Source organism: Streptomyces sp. NPDC027185 (assembly GCF_055567035.1).
The window spans coordinates 462,932-477,969 of record NZ_JBVHRF010000003.1; the positions used below are offsets into that span (position 1 = coordinate 462,932).

Sequence of the window (15,038 nt, forward strand, 5' to 3'; positions counted from 1 at the left end):
CGCCCGCTCAGGGCTTCGCCGGATCCACCTCCACGGACCGCGCCCCGTCGCCCGCGGGTTCCGGCCCGTCGGCCGGTTCGGGTGCGGGAGCCGGCCGGGACGGCGAGGTGCGGGTCAGCAGCACACCGCTGACGATCAGCAGGGCGCCCACCACGGTGTTCCACCCCAGCGACTCGTCGAGGAAGAACACCCCGACGATCGCCGCCCACAGCGGCGTCAGGTACGCGACGGTGGAGGCGACCGTCGAGCCGACGGCGCGGATCACCGACAGGTTCCACATGTACGCGAGGCCGGTGCCGATGCTGCCGAGCAGCACCATGGCGGCCAGCGCCCCCCAACCGCCCCAGTGGGGCGCGCCGTTCAGCAGCGGTGCGCACAGGGCGAGTTCGAGGGCCGCCCAGCCGACCTGGATGGCGGACAGGGTGATCGCGGGGACGTCCGCATGGGAGAGGAACCTGCGGGTGTAGGTGTAGCCCAGCCCGTACGAGGTGGTGGCGACCAGGCAGATCAGACTGCCCTTCAGCAGCGTGGACTGCCCGCTGTTCCACACCCCGAGCACCACCAGGGCACCGACCAGACCGGTGGCGATGCCGATGAGCCGCCGGAGCGTCGGCTTCTCGTCCGGCAGCATGATCAGCACCCAGGCCAGCGTGAACAGCGGGATGGTGGAGTTCCACACCCCGGCCGTGACCGAGCTGATGTACTGCTCGCCCCAGGCGAACAGGGTGAACGGGAAGGCGTTGAGCACCGTCCCCACCACCAGGGCGTGCCCCCAGAGCCGCCAGTCACGCGGGATGTCGAGCCGCCGTACCAGCACCAGGGCCCACAGCACCAGCGCGCCGAAGAAGCAGCGCCAGAAGGCGACCCAGCCCGGGGCGATCCCGGCCTGGACACCGATCTTGATGAGGGCGAATCCGGACCCCCAGATCATCGAGCAGACGACGAAATGCGGAACCCACGACTTGGCCGGCACGTCGGAAAGGGCTTTTGCGGAATTTGCCACTTGAGGTCCTCTCGGGTTGCGGGCGTGGTGCGGTGGGGCGGGCCGGTCACGGTCCGGAGCCGGACGCGGAGCCGTTCGCCGCGGCTGCCGCCGCCGCGGCGAAGGCGCGGACCAGCGGATGCGGCCGGGAGGTGTCGTCGGCCAGTTCGGGCTGGAAGAGCGTGCACAGGAAGAACGGGTGTCCCGGCAGTTCGGCCATCCGGGGCCGGCCCGCGTCGTCGTGCCCGGTGAAGCGCAGCCCGTGGTCGCGCAGGGTGCCCGCGTACCGGGGGTCGAGGGTGTGTGTGCACTGGTAGCGCTCCACCGTCGTCCGGGCGCCGAGCGCCTCCTCGGCCAGCGAGCCGGGCTCGATGTGCACGGTCGCCTCGTGGCCCGCGAGGCCGTACGGGAGCGGGACGATCAGCGGGCGTCCGCTGCCGGGGGCGTGTTCGGCGTGCGCGGCGTCGTCCATCGCGCAGACGTGGCGGGCGAATTCCAGCAGGGCGTGCAGGAAACCGCCGCAGGTCGCCAGCAGCGGCAGGTTCCGCTCCCGCGCGGTGCGCACCGCGGTCAGCGCCCCGGCCTCGCTCCGGTACGGGCTGCCCGGCACCAGCCAGACGCCGTCGAACCCGGCCAGATCCCGCGCGCCCGCCAACTCGGCGGTCGACATCCAGTACGCGTCGACCAGCAGCCGTTCCCGCCGCCAGAGCGCGTCCAGCATCGGGGTGTAACGGGTGTGGGCGGGCACGCCCGCCGACCGTTCGCCGACGAGCGCGATGCGGGCGGGCCGTACGGCGGGCGGGGCGGTGATCGTCAGCACGCTGGAATCATCCAGGGCACCCGGGAAAAGCTCAAACGATCGTTTCTGATTGCTTGATAAGCGATACTGATGCGATGGATCCGCGACTGCTCCAGACGTTCTCGGCCGTCGTCACCCAGGGCTCCTTCTCCAAGGCCGCCGGCCAACTGGGCTACACCCAGTCCGCGGTCTCCCAGCAGATCGCCTCGTTGGAGGCGGAGCTGGGCGTCGAACTGATCCGCCGCCGGCCGGTCGGCCCGACCGAGGCGGGCGCCCGGCTGCTGGACCACGTGGCCCCGATCCTGTTGCGCATCAACACCGCCCGCGCGGAGATCCAGCGGATGACGAGCGGACCCACCGGCCGACTGAGCATCGGCGTCTGTCCGCTGGCGGCCACCGCGCGGACGCTGCGGATCGCCGGCGAGGTGGCCCGGCGCGCCGGGGTCCACGCGTTCACGGTGCGCACCCTGCCCCGGCGGGCGGTCGCGGAGGGCGTCGCCACCGGCACCCTGGACCTGGGGCTGGTCGACGGCTTCGCCCTGCCGGACGACCCCCTGCGCCCGTTCCGGACGGCCCGGCTGCGCACCGTACCGGTCTGCCGGGAGCCGGTGGTGGTGGCCCTGCCGCCCGGCCACCCCCTGGCGCACCGCGCGGGCCTGCGGCTGACGGACCTGGTGGACGCCCGGTGGATCGACGCGCCGGACGTGAGCGCCCCCCTGGCGGATCTGCGCGCCGTGCTCGGGGACGGCCCGGAACTGCGCGTGGCCCTGCGCTACGACGGCCCCGACGTGCGGACGTACGCGGAACTGCTCGCCGGAGGACAGGGCCTGGGCCTCCTCCCGCGCTCCGTCCTCACCGGGCGGCAGGACCTGACCGGCGTCCCGCTGACGGCACCGGAACTGACCCACCGCGTCGAGGCGCTCCACCTCGCGGGCGGCCCCCCGGTCGTCGACGATCTGGTCGCGTCACTCAGGTGAGGCGCGCAGCGGCCCGCGCCCGCGCCGTCCGTGCCGCCGCGCACCTCCGGCAGGCCGCGTGCCGCGACCGCGCACCCGTATCAGCCGGCGCCGCAGGGGGGATCGTAGGGCAGGTCCGGTGAGACGTACTTCGTCCACCGGGCGGGGGTCAGGGCCTGGCGGGTGGCGGCGCACAGGGCGGTGCGGGCGTGCGCGGGGTCGGTCTGCCAGAGGCGTACGGTGCCGTCCTGGCCGCCGGTGATCAGCAGCCCGGCGCGGGGGCCGAACAGCAGCGCGCTGACCCTGCCGGAGTGGCCGGTGACGGGGTCCCCGTAGGCCGTGGCCCGGGACGGGTCGGCGGTGTCCCACAGACGGATCTGCCCATGGGCGGTGCCACCCGCGAGGAATCGGCCGGACGGGGCGAAGCCGACGCCGGTCACCATGGCGCCGGCGGCCAGCGGTTGCCCCACGGCGGCCGGGAAGCGTGGCCGCGACACGTCCCACAGCCGGACGGTGGCGTCGCCGTTGCCCGCCGCGAGCAGCGGCGCGCGCGGGGCGGCGGCGAGGGCGAAGATCTGCTGCCGGCCCGCGGCCCGGCCCATCAGGGCGGGCACCGTTCCCTCACCCGTGCGCCAGACACGGATGTTCCCGAAGTAGTCGCCGGTGTAGACGTACCCGCCGCGCGGCGCGGCGGCCGTGCCGAGGACCGGCAGGCGCTGATCGGGCAGTTCGCCGCCGCCGAGCGGCGCGGGGCGCTCCGGCCGCCGGACGTCCCAGGCGCGTACGCCGCCGTCGTAGCCGCCCTGGAAAACCGCCGACGCCGCGAGGAGGGTGTGCCCGCCGGCGGCGAAGGCCAGGGAGCCGACCGGCTTGTGCCCTCCGGGCAGCGCCCCGCCGATCGCCGCCGGGCGGGCCGGCGCCGAGACGTCCCACAGCCGCACGCCGCCGCCGGACTCACCGGTGGCCAGGACGGTCCTGCCGGCCGCTCCGGGCCGGAAGGCCAGCGCGTTCACGACCGTACGGAAGCGGGGGAGGGCGCCGAGGCGTCTCAGGCGCGTGGGGTCCGAGACGTCCCAGACGGTGACCTCGGTGCCGGCGGAGACCGCGAGCAGCCGTCCGTCGGCGGAGAGCGCCAGGACATCCGCGTTCAGCCCGCCGCCCGTGACGGCCAGGGTGGGCGGCAGCCGCCACAGCCGTGCCGTACCGTCGGCGCTGCCGCTGGCCAGCGTCGTTCCGGTGGCGTCGAAGGCCAGGCTGCTGATGATCGAGGTGTGGCCGCGCAGCGGGGGGCCGAGCGCCCGGGTCAGGGCCGGCGACCCGGCGTTCCAGAGGGTGATCTTCCCGCTCTGGTCCCCGGTGGCGAGGATGCGGCCGTCCGGGCTGAACGTGACCGCGTTGGCCGGGTCGTCGAAGGACAGCTGCCGCACCGTCCTCGGCCGGCGCGGATCCGACACGTCCTGGAGCAGGACCTTGTTGTCGGCGCCGGCGCTCGCCAGCACGTGCCCGGTCGGGCTGAACGCCACCTGGTTGACGATGCCGGTGTGGCCGCTGACCGGGCCGCCCAGCGCGGTCGGGCGGGCGGGGTCCGAGACGTCCCACAGCCGCAGCAGTGACGCGTCGCCGGTCCAGCCGACGGTGCCGCCGGAGGCGGCCAGCACGGCGCCGTCCGGGCTGAACGCGACGGACGAGACGCTCTGTTGCCGGACCGACAGCACGGTCGCCAGATGACGCGGGTGCCGCGGATCGGTGACGCTCCACAGCTGCACGGTGCTGGGGCCGGGATCGGTCAGGCCCCCGTAGGCGCTGACCGCCAGCGTCCGGCCGTCGGGGCTGAACCTCACCCCCGACACCGGGCCCCGTGCCACCGGCACCGGAGCCGAGAGCGCCGCCGGGTGCCGCGCGTCGGAGACGTCCAGGATCCGTACCGTGCCGTCCGAGCCGCCCCGGGCCAGCAGACCGCCCCGCGCGCTGTACGCGACCGGCCGCACCTCGACACCCTTCCCGGCACCGAGCGCGGGGGTCAGCGGGGCCGGCCGCGCCGGGTCCGCGCGGTCCCAGAACCGCAGCGTCCGCGCCCCGGTGGCCAGTTCGCCGCGGGGGCCGAAGGCGACCGCGTGGACGGTGCCGAACCGCTCCGGCAGCGTCGTGGGCTGCACGGCCCCCGCCTGGGTCGTCAGCCGGGTGCGCAGCGCGGCCGTCGGGCGCATCCGGTACGCGACGAGGTCGAGCTGGGCGGCGAGCGCGGGGTCGGCGTCGCGCTGCCGGTCCGCCTCGGCGGTGATCCGCTCGAAGACCGCGTTGTCCCGCTGTTCCAGGGCGCTGCGGCTGCGGTCGAGCGCGAACACCGCCAGCCCCGAGGCGAGCAGCGCCAATGCCGTCACGGCGACGACCGCGCCGCGGCCGAGCACCTGGGCACGGCGCTGCTGCCGCCCGGAGGCGTCGAGGAAGTCGGAGATCAGCGGGGTGAGGTCCTCCGGGGCGGCGTCCGCCGCCCAGGCGCGGGCCACCTCCAGCTTCGCCCCCCGGTGCAGCGCCGCCGCGTCCTTCCGCCCGCCGTGTTCCCAGGCGACGGCCGCCTCCTCCAGCTCCTGACGGACGGCCTCCCCGCCAGGGCCCGCGCCGGTCAGCGAGTGCCACAACCGGGGCCAGGCCCGCAGCAGCGCCTCGTGGGTGATCTCGACGGTGCCTTCGCCCCGCTCCACCCCCTGGGTGAGCAGCCGCGCCCGGGTGAACCGCTCGGTGACCTCCGGTACCGCCTCCGGGTCGGCGGCGGTCAGCAGCAGATCCCGGCGGGTGCGCCGGCGCCGGGTCACCTCACCGTTCTCATTGACCCTGGCGAGGCTGAGGAAGAGCCGCCGCGCCGCCCGCTGCGCGGCCGGGCCGAGCTTTTCGAACTCCTCCTCGGCGGTGGCCTTCACCGCACCGTCGATGCCCCCGGTGTCGCGGTAGCTGTCCACCGTCAAGGTGTCGCCCCTGCGCTCCCGCCAGGTGGCCCGCAGCGCGTGCGCGAGCAGCGGCAACCGGCCGGCCTCGTACGCACCCCCGTCCTGCCCGGCGCCGCCGCGCAGGTCGCGCAGGACGACATCGACCAGCCCTTTGCCCAGCGTCAGTCCGGCCCGCTGCGCCGGCCGGATCACGGCGTTGCGCACCTCGTCGTCGGTCATGGGGCCGATGAAGACCTGACGGCCGCTCAGCGCGTCGCGCAGGTGCGGGAAGGCGGCGCAGGAGCCGTAGAAGTCCGCGCGCAGCCCGTAGACGGCCAGGGCCACGGGCTCCTCGCCACCGGTGAGACCGTCGAGGAGGTCCACGAAGCGGCGGCGTCCGGACTCGTCCCGGGCGAGGGTGAACACCTCCTCCAGCTGGTCCACGACGAGCACCAGCCGGCCGTCCGGCGGCAGTGCGAGCCGCTCGCGCAGCAGCGCGTGGAGCGCGCCGGGGCCGGCCGCCGCGGCCTCCCGGACCGCCGTCCGGCCGGCTCCGGTCAGCGCGGCCAGCCCGGCGACGAGCGCCGCGGTCGGATCGGCGGTCGGGGTCAGCAGGAGCTGCGGCCAGCCACGGCTTCCGGGCAGGCGGCCCTCGGACAGGGCCGGGAGCAGGCCGGCGCGCAGCAGCGAGGACTTGCCCGCGCCGGAGGGCGCGACGACGGCCAGCGGGACGCCGTCGTCCAGGCACTCCTCGAACCGGTCCAGCACCTTGCTGACCAGCGCTTCCCGGCCGAAGAACCACGCGGCCTCATCCCTGCGGAACGGGCGGAGCCCCGGATAGGGACACGCGTCGTCCGAGGCGGGGGAGAGGCCGCGGTCGTACTCCTCGCCCCCGGAGTGATAGTGCTCATGACGGTGGATCACCCCGCCGTTGACGACGATCATGTTCTCCGCCGACTGGTACACGCTGCCGCGCTCCGTGGCCCAGGCGATCTGCGCGACGGTGCGCCTGTCCGGTCCCGGTTTCTGACGGCGTTTCACCGCATCCCGGTGCTCTTCCACGTATATCCCCCGAATCCGTCGAGCGCGGCCGGTGCGCGGCCCATGGTAGGCCGCGATGCCTTACGGGGAACGGGAGTTCGCCGGCAGGCCCCCGGCGCACGTGCGGGGACGGCGGTCGGCGCCGTGCGGCGACGGGTGGCGTCAACCCTGGCCGAAAAGTTACGGATGGGTGGACTGCCCCCGGGCCTCGTTCCCGGGGGAGTTGTGTTCCCTGACGGACGGTTCCCCTGGCTCAATTGTTGGCGTATTTTCGCCGTGTGGGACCGCGCACGGCTGGCAAGATCATCAACCGTGTTCGATTTCTTGATTGCGTGCTGCGATCGGCGCGGGCCAGCTGCCGCACGGAAGCGGCGGCCTGTGACCGGCAACGAGCAGCGGCGGTCGGAACGGGGAAAACGGCGATGACCTCAGCGGATGCTGCCGGCCGTTCGGACACGGCAAGGCTGTGGCGCTCCACCGAAGGGACCCTCGGGGCCTTCCGGAAGCGGAGCGCGCCGACCGCGCGTACGGGCCTCACGGTGAGGTCATGTAGGTGCGGTGGGAGTTCCACACCGGCGGGAGCAAACAGATCCGGCCGGTGCGCCGCGCGGCGGGCTGACGGACCGGTGGCGAGGAAGAGCCACCGGAGACCGCCGTGCGGACGGGCACGGCTCCGGAGGCGTGCCGCCTCTACGGGCTGAATCACGACAGCGGCACGGGCGCATCGGACCAGCGCCGCGGAGAACCCGCCGACCATCGGGACTTCGCCGCGGCGCCTTGCGGCCGGCCTTCTCCCCGCAACCGGCCGTTCACGGCCGGAGGGGACGCGCACAGCGGAAGAGTGGATCTTGCTGTGCGGTGGACATCGGAATCGACCTTCGACGTGTGTACTTCATGTGCGGAAAGGCAAGGCGGGGATGCTCACGCAGCGGTGGGGGCGTGCGGTAGTTGTCGGAAGCAGCATCGCCGGGCTGTTGGTGGCCAGGGTGCTCGGCGAGCACTTCCGGGAGGTGGTGCTCGTGGAGCGGGACCGGCTGCCGGAAGGGGACGGGCGCAGGCCGGGCACACCGCAGGCGCGGCACGTCCACGGACTGCTGGCCCGAGGGGCCGGCTACCTGGAGGAGTTCTTCCCCGGGCTGGGGGAGGAGCTCAGCGCGGCCGGGGCACCCCGGATCGACCACGGTCTCGGGGCCCGCACCCAGGTGGTGGCCGGCACCTTCCCCGCCACCGAGACCGGGATCACGGTCCAGACCGTGCACCGGGACACCCTGGAGGCCGCGGTACGCCGCCGGGTGACGGCCCTGGAACAGATCACCGTCCTGGACGGCACCCGGGTGGAAGGGCTGCTCTGGGACGCCGACGGCCGCCGGGTCACCGGTGTGCGGCTCAGCGGCGCCACCGCCGGGCGCCAGGCGCAGGTGGAGGGCGCCGACCTGGTGGTCGATGCCTCCGGGCGGTTCTCCCAGCTGCCGGAGTGGCTGGAGCGGGCCGGGTACCCCGCCCCGTCCCGGACGGTGGTGGACCCCCACCTCGCCTACGTGAGCCGCCTGATCGCCGTACCGCAGCCGTTCGAGGGCATACACGGCTTCCAGCAGATGTGCCAGGCTCCCGACGAGCCCGGTGGCGCCTACGCGGCCGATGTCGGCAACGGGCGCTGGCTGGTCACCCTCTTCGGAGCCGGGAACCAGCACCCGCCCACGGACGAGGCGGGCTGGCTCCGCTTCGCCGCGTCGCTGAAGAACGAGCACCTGGACACCCTGCTGAAGAACGCCACGCCACTGGCCCCGCTGCACCAGTTCAAGCAGACCCACAACCAGCGGTACGACTACGCCGCTCTGCGTCGCTGGCCGGACCGGCTGCTGGCGGTCGGGGACTCCGTGTGCGCGTTCAACCCGGTCTTCGGCCAGGGCATGGACATCGCCGTGCGCGAAGCCGTGGAGGTGGGCCGTGAGCTGACGAAGTGCCGGGAGCTGAACGGGACGACCCGCCGGCTGCAGCGCCGGATCGCCCGGCTCACCCGTATCCCCTGGGCCATGTCCACCAGCGAGGACTGGATGTGGCACTACGCGGTGCAGGGCCGGCGCGCCCCGCTGCCGCTGCGCGCCGCCGCCTGGTACAAGGCCCGGCTGCTGCGCCTGGCGGTCCACGACCCGGCCGTGGTGCGGGTGTTCGTACGGGTCTTCCACCGCCTGGCCTCCCCGGTGGCGCTGGCCCGCCCCAGCATTCTCGCCAAGGTGCTGCTGCGGCCGCGCGACGCGTAGCCACCCCGCACGCCAGGAATCCTGGTGCCCCCGGAGCGCCGCTTCGGGGGCACCGCGGCCACGGCCCGGTCCCGGCTGTCCGGCCGCCTCCCCGCCACCGCTGCCGTGCCTCCCGGCCCACCGCGGACGAACTGCGAGGCGCGGCGGGTGAACGTCGGCATAGGGTGCATTCCGTACGTACGTGACGGACGGGAGGCTGACGTGGCCGGGACGACACTCGCCGAGGTGATGGCCGAACTGGCCGAACTCGACGACCCGAAAACCCGCGCGGTGAACGCGAAACACGGCGACGACCACGGAGTGAACCTCGGCAAGCTCCGCGCGTTCGCGAAGCGGCTGAAGACACAGCAGGACCTCGCCCGCCGGCTGTGGGAGACGGACGACACCGCGGCGCGGCTGCTGGCCCTCCTGATCTGCCGCCCGAAGGCGTTCGGCCGCGACGAACTGGACGCCATGCTGCGCCAGGCCCGCACCCCCAAGGTGCAGGACTGGTTCGTGAACTACGTGGTGAAGAAGAGCCCGCACGCCGAGGAGCTGCGCCTGGTCTGGTCCGCCGACGCCGATCCGGTGGTGGCGAGCGCCGGTTGGGCGCTGACCGCCGAACGCGTCGTGAAGAAGCCCGAGGGCCTCGACCTTCCCGGACTGCTCGACGTCATCGAGGCGCGGATGGCGGACGCCCCCGACCGGCTCCAGTGGGCGATGAACACCTGCCTGGCCCATATCGGCATCGAGCACGCCGCCCACCGGCCACGCGCCCTCGCCATCGGCGAGCACCTGGGGGTCCTCAAGGACTACCCGACGTCCCCGGGCTGCACGTCTCCCTACGCACCCGTCTGGATCACCGAGGCGGTGCGCCGCCGAGGCGGTACGACACCGGCCTGACCTGCGAAGACGGCTGTCCGGGACGAAAGGGCCACCACGCACCCGGGCCCGGTTCGCCGACGCGCCGCGGGGGACCGTCCGCGCGGGGCCCGCCGCCTCCAGCCCTTGACGCCGGCGGCGAGGCTCCGGCGTCCCCGCGGCCTCCGTCCCGGCCCCGCCCACCGGCCCCGAAGCGCAGGTGACCGCACCCGTCACTCGCCCCGCCCGGTGAAGTGACGGAGTGTCATACTGCGGAAAAATAAGGCAGTTGGAGAAACAGGCAGACTTTGAACAGGACACAGCAGCGTGGGCGGAACGCTCGTGGCACCGAACGTTCGCAGGCGCGGCGGCGGGAACTCATAGCCATCGGGCGGACGTTGTTCGCCAACACCTCGTACGACGCCCTCTCCATGGACGACATCGCCCGGCACGCGGGCGTCGCCAAAGGATTGATCTACTACTACTTCACCAACAAACGCGGCTACTACCTCGCGATCATCGAGGACGCCGTCGCCCAGCTCGCCGAACGGGCCGACGCCACCCCCGGCCTGCCCACCTACGACCGCGTACGCCGCACCGTCGACGGCTATCTGCGCTACGCCCAGCACCACCAGGCCGCCTACCGGGCGATCATCACCGGCGGCGTCGGCTTCGACGCGGAGGTGCAGGCGCTCCGCGACACGGCCCGCGCCCGGATGCTCACCGCCTTCGCCCGCGGCGCCTGGGGCCGCGACGATCTGCCCGTCCTCGCCCGCACGGCGCTGATCGGCTGGCTGAGCGGCGTCGAGGGCGTCACCCTGCACTGGATCGAGGAGCAGCGGCTGCCCCGCGAGACGGTCTGCGCGCTGCTGGTGCGCGGGCTGGAGGACACCCTGCGCCTGATCGCGGAGCACGAGCCGGACTGCCCGGCGCCGCCCGCGGGCTGAACCCGGCGGAACGCGTGCGAAGGGCGGGAGGCCGCAGCCTCCCGCCCTCGTCCGTGCCCGGCGAGTCCTACTTGATCGCCTTGATCAGTTCGCCGTTCGCGGTGTCACCGCTCAGCTCCCAGAAGAACGTGCCGCCCATGCCCTGCTCGTTCTTGAAGGCCATCTTCCCGGCGATGGTCTCGGGGGTGTCGTAACTCCACCACTGGTCCCCGCACTTGGCGTACGCGGTACCGGCGACCTTGCCGGTGGCCGGGCAGCGCTCCTTGAGGACCTTGTAGTCGTCGATGCCCGCCTCGTACTTGCCCGGGGCGGCTCCGGTCGCGGTGCCGCCCGGCTTGTCGTCGCTGACGCCCTTCCAACCGCGGCCGTAGAACCCGATGCCCAGCAGCAGCTTGTCCGCCGGGACCCCGAGCTTCTTCAGCTTGGCGGTGGTGTCGGTCGTGTTGAAACCGGCCTTCGGGATGCCGTCGTACGAGGTCAGCGGGGAGTGCGGGGCGGTCGGCCCCTTGTCGTCCCACGCGCCGAAGTAGTCGTACGTCATCGGATTGTACCAGTCGACGTACTGGGCGGCTCCGGCGTAGTCGGCCTTGTCGAGCTTGCCGCCGTCCGAGGCGTCCGCGCTGATGGCCGCGGTCACCAGCTCGTCCTTGCCGAACTCCTCACGCAGCGCCTTCAGTACGTTGGTGAGGGCGTCCTTGCCGCTGGTGTCGCAGGTCAGGCCGCAGTCGTTGGGGTACTCCCAGTCGATGTCGATGCCGTCGAAGACATCGGCCCACCGGGGGTCCTCGACCATGTCGTGGCAGGACTTGGCGAACGCCGCCGGGTTCTTGGCCGCCTCGCCGAAGCCGCCGGACCAGGTCCAGCCGCCGAACGACCAGACCACCTTGAGGTTCGGGTGCAGCTTCTTCAGCTTGCGCAGCTGGTTGAAGTTGCCGCGCAGCGCACCGTCGTCCCAGGTGTCGGCCTTGCCGTCGACGCTCTGGTCGGCGGTGTACGCCTTGTCGTAGTCGGCGTAGGAGTCGCCGATGGCGCACTTGCCGCCGGTGACGTTGCCGAAGGCGTAGTTGATGTGCGTGAGCTTGTCGGCGGAGCCGGACGTCTCGATGTTCTTGACGTGGTAATTGCGGTCGTAGACACCCCAGTTGGTGAAGTATCCGACGACCTTGTCGCCTGCCGAGGTGGCGGGCTTCGCCGTCACCGTCTTCGCCGTGGCGGCCGCCGGGTGCGCGGCGGCGGGGGCGTCGGCCGGGGCGGCGAGGGCCTGGCCCGCGAGCAGGGAGCCGGAGAGCGCCACCGTACACAGGGCGGTGGTGACGCCGAGGGCTCGGCGTGATCGTCCACGGTGCGGTCTGAGCATGTCTTCTCCTCGGAGGGGGGACGAGGGACGGGATGCGACCTGCGTTCCGAACGGTCCAAAACGCGTGGGGCGTTGGGGAGAAGCTAGATGGACTAGACCAGTGCGTCAATGGTTCGGACCAATTTCGCGGCGGCTTCATCTTGCTCCGCGAAGATCGTTCCCCATCTGTCAACCCGTGACGCCTGGCCGCCGATCGGGCATACTCCTAGCGCCGCAGTCGCAGGTCATCGCGTTCCGAGACCCGGAAGGCAATCATCGGCTGGGCACCCGGAAGACGGCGCCGCCGCCCACCCCACGCGCGCGGTGCCGCCAGCGCCCGAGACGGAGGAGAGCGCCGCATGACCGAGCACGGCCCCCGCCCGGTGGACCGCAGTCTGCCCACCGAGGAAGCCCGCGATCTGCTGACACTCGTCAGGGATCTCGCCGATCGGGAGATCGCCCCGAGCGCCGCCGAGGAAGAGGAAGCCGGCCGCTTCCCGCGCGCCGCCTTCACCCTGCTCTCCGAATCCGGCCTGCTCTCCCTGCCGTACCCGGAGGAGTTCGGCGGCGGCGCCCAGCCGTACGAGGTCTACCTCCAGGTCGTGGAGGAGCTGGCCGCCGCCCGGCTGACCGTCGGCCTCGGCGTCAGCGTGCACACCCTTGCCTGTCATGCCCTCGCCGGGTTCGGGACCGACAAGCAGCGCGCCGAACATCTGCCGGCCATGCTCGGCGGCGGACTCCTCGGCGCCTACTGCCTCTCCGAACCCTCCTCGGGCTCGGACGCCGCCTCCTTGACCACCCGCGCCGTCCGCGACGGCGACGACTGGATCATCGACGGCACCAAGGCATGGATCACCCACGGCGGCATCGCCGACTTCTACACCGTCCTCGCCCGCACCGGCGACAGCGGCGCCCACGGCATCACCGCCTTCCTCGTCCCCGGCGACGCCGAGGGCCTGACCGCCGCCGCCCCCGAACGCAAGATGGGCATGAAGGGCTCACCCACCGCCCAGCTGCACTTCGACGGCGTACGGATCGGCGACGACCGGCGCCTGGGCGACGAGGGTCAGGGCTTCACCATCGCGCTCTCCGCCCTGGACTCCGGCCGCCTCGGCATCGCCGCCTGCGCCGTCGGCGTCGCCCAGGCGGCCTTGGACACCGCGCTCGGATACACCGCCGAGCGGCGGCAGTTCGGCCGCCCGATCGCCGACTTCCAGGGCCTGCGCTTCCTGCTCGCCGACATGGCCACCCAGATCGAGGCGGGGCGCGCGCTCTACCTCGCCGCGGCCCGGCTGCGCGACGCGGGCAAGCCGTTCTCCAAGGAGGCGGCGATGGCCAAGCTCTTCTGCACCGACGCCGCGATGCGGGTGACCACCGACGCCGTCCAGCTCCTGGGCGGCTACGGCTACACCCAGGACTTCCCCGCCGAGCGTTACCTGCGCGAGGCGAAGGTCCTCCAGATCGTCGAGGGCACCAACCAGATCCAGCGGATGGTCATCGCCCGCCACCTGGCCGGTCCGGAATCCCGCTGACCGGCCGGGCGGTGCTCCGGCCCCGCACCAGGCCGCATCGGCGAAGGAGAAGGCCCGTCCCGCGAAGGGCGGGCCTTCCCCGTACGAGCGGGGAGCGGCCCGTGCCCGCGGTGCGCCGGGCACGGAAGAACCCGGACCGGAAGAGCCCGGCCCGGGGCGGTGGGGGAGGAGCGGAGGGAGCGTCAGGCTCCCTCGCTCCGGGCGCCGTCGCGGCGGGCGCCGGTCGCCGTCGTACCGTTTCCTCAGGCGCGGCGCATCCGCGGGACCCGGGGCGCGTGGGCGCCCTCGCCGCCGATGTGGGAGAACGGCTGGCGGCGCCAGTCCAGGCTCTCCGGCAGCGTCAGCAGGACGGCGGCGTCCTGCTCGTGGGCGTCCAGCGCGTCCGGCGTCTGCGCGGCGTCGCTCACCGGGCGCCCCGAACCCTGACAGACCGTCAACCCGAAGGGGTTCCACGGCGAGGGGCACAGCGCGTGCTCGGGAAGACTGTCCTCCTCGGCGAGCAGCGCGATGGGCTGCCCGCAGTCCGGGCACGCGACCCGGAAGATGTCGTACGTCCCGAACTCGTCGGGATCGTCGTCCTCGACGAAGCCGGGACTGTCGCCGTCGGTGGTGCCGGCTCGGGTCACAGAGGTGTCCTGCTTGACGCGTCGCATGGTGTGTTCATCCCCCTCGGATGGGCCGCACGGCCGCCGCTCCTGGGGCGGGCGGTCCGGGCCACCACCAGCAATTCCCCTCATGCCGCGTGCATAATCGCCACCGCCCTCCGGACAGCGGAGCGCACCTGTGGCGTTCGTCACATGAACGGCGTGCGGAGGTGTCCACGATCCGGCGCGCGGTGCGCACGGACGCGTCGGCACAGTAAGTTGAACGCGTGGAGGAGTTGGACCGACGAATCGTGGATCTGCTCGTCAAGGACGGGCGGATGAGCTACACCGACCTGGGCAAGGCCACCGGCCTGTCCACTTCGGCGGTGCACCAGCGGGTGCGCCGTCTGGAGCAGCGCGGGGTGATCCGCGGCTATGCCGCGATCGTGGACCCGGAGGCGGTGGGGCTGCCGCTGACCGCCTTCATCTCCGTCAAACCCTTCGACCCCAGCGCCCCGGACGACATCGCCGAGCGTCTCGCGGACGTCCCCGAGCTGGAGGCGTGCCACAGCGTCGCGGGCGACGAGAACTACATCCTCAAGGTCCGCGTCGCCACCCCGCTGGAGCTGGAACACCTGCTCAGCCGCATCCGCAGCCTGGCCGGCGTCTCGACCCGCACCACCGTGGTCCTGTCCACCCCGTACGAGGCGCGGCCGCCCCGCATCTGAGGCGGGTGCCGGGGCGCGGGCGGACGGTCCGCTCCCGTGCCCCCGCCGTCCCCGTTCGGCCGGGGTGCTTCGCCCGCCACGCGGTGCCTTCGCCCACCCCGCGCGCCG

General features: G+C 73.2%; 11 protein-coding genes. 6 read left to right on the forward strand and 5 right to left on the reverse strand.

Going from position 1 to position 15,038, the window contains the following annotated elements; genetic code table 11:
- Positions 1-7: 7 nt before the first annotated feature.
- Positions 8-1,003, reverse strand: a complete 996-nt coding sequence (locus tag ACZ4M8_RS12145) for a DMT family transporter (protein ID WP_467606002.1) — start codon at positions 1,001-1,003, stop codon at positions 8-10.
- Between the two features lie 46 nt (positions 1,004-1,049).
- Positions 1,050-1,799, reverse strand: coding sequence for a CTP synthase C-terminal region-related (seleno)protein (locus ACZ4M8_RS12150; protein WP_467606542.1), 750 nt, complete (start codon positions 1,797-1,799; stop codon positions 1,050-1,052).
- 77 nt (positions 1,800-1,876) lie between these two features.
- Here ACZ4M8_RS12150 and ACZ4M8_RS12155 point away from each other — a divergent pair, with 77 nt between their 5' ends.
- Complete coding sequence (locus tag ACZ4M8_RS12155) at positions 1,877-2,758, forward strand: LysR family transcriptional regulator (protein ID WP_467606003.1); 882 nt, start codon at positions 1,877-1,879, stop codon at positions 2,756-2,758.
- An 80-nt stretch (positions 2,759-2,838) separates the two neighbouring features.
- On the opposite strand, the gene ACZ4M8_RS12160 is transcribed toward ACZ4M8_RS12155, so the two are convergent.
- Positions 2,839-6,702 carry an NACHT and WD repeat domain-containing protein gene (locus tag ACZ4M8_RS12160; protein ID WP_467606006.1) on the reverse strand — a complete coding sequence of 1,288 codons (3,864 nt, stop codon included), beginning with the start codon at positions 6,700-6,702 and terminating at the stop codon, positions 2,839-2,841.
- 917 nt (positions 6,703-7,619) lie between these two features.
- On the opposite strand from ACZ4M8_RS12160, the gene ACZ4M8_RS12165 reads away from it, so the two are divergent.
- The 3 genes from ACZ4M8_RS12165 to ACZ4M8_RS12175 all read left to right on the forward strand — a co-directional run bounded on the left by ACZ4M8_RS12165 (position 7,620) and on the right by ACZ4M8_RS12175 (position 10,750).
- On the forward strand, positions 7,620-8,963 hold the full coding sequence (locus tag ACZ4M8_RS12165) for an FAD-dependent oxidoreductase (RefSeq protein WP_467606007.1): 1,344 nt from the start codon (positions 7,620-7,622) through the stop codon (positions 8,961-8,963).
- Positions 8,964-9,191: 228 nt separating this feature from the next.
- Positions 9,192-9,845: a DNA alkylation repair protein gene (locus ACZ4M8_RS12170; protein WP_467606545.1), complete on the forward strand. Its 654-nt coding sequence runs from the start codon at positions 9,192-9,194 to the stop codon at positions 9,843-9,845.
- Between the two features lie 266 nt (positions 9,846-10,111).
- Complete coding sequence (locus ACZ4M8_RS12175) at positions 10,112-10,750, forward strand: TetR/AcrR family transcriptional regulator (RefSeq protein ID WP_467606008.1); 639 nt, start codon at positions 10,112-10,114, stop codon at positions 10,748-10,750.
- Positions 10,751-10,817: 67 nt separating this feature from the next.
- On the opposite strand, the gene ACZ4M8_RS12180 is transcribed toward ACZ4M8_RS12175, so the two are convergent.
- Positions 10,818-12,107, reverse strand: coding sequence for a glycoside hydrolase family 18 protein (locus ACZ4M8_RS12180; protein WP_467606011.1), 1,290 nt, complete (start codon positions 12,105-12,107; stop codon positions 10,818-10,820).
- Between the two features lie 338 nt (positions 12,108-12,445).
- Here ACZ4M8_RS12180 and ACZ4M8_RS12185 point away from each other — a divergent pair, with 338 nt between their 5' ends.
- Positions 12,446-13,618, forward strand: a complete 1,173-nt coding sequence (locus ACZ4M8_RS12185; protein ID WP_467606012.1) for an acyl-CoA dehydrogenase family protein — start codon at positions 12,446-12,448, stop codon at positions 13,616-13,618.
- A gap of 242 nt (positions 13,619-13,860) precedes the next feature.
- On the opposite strand, the gene ACZ4M8_RS12190 is transcribed toward ACZ4M8_RS12185, so the two are convergent.
- Positions 13,861-14,271, reverse strand: a complete 411-nt coding sequence (locus ACZ4M8_RS12190; RefSeq protein ID WP_467606014.1) for a hypothetical protein — start codon at positions 14,269-14,271, stop codon at positions 13,861-13,863.
- A gap of 218 nt (positions 14,272-14,489) precedes the next feature.
- Between ACZ4M8_RS12190 and ACZ4M8_RS12195 the strand changes: the two genes are divergently transcribed.
- A complete protein-coding gene (locus ACZ4M8_RS12195; protein ID WP_030288641.1) occupies positions 14,490-14,930 on the forward strand; it encodes an Lrp/AsnC family transcriptional regulator in 441 nt (146 codons plus the stop codon).
- The last annotated feature ends 108 nt before the right edge of the window (positions 14,931-15,038 follow it).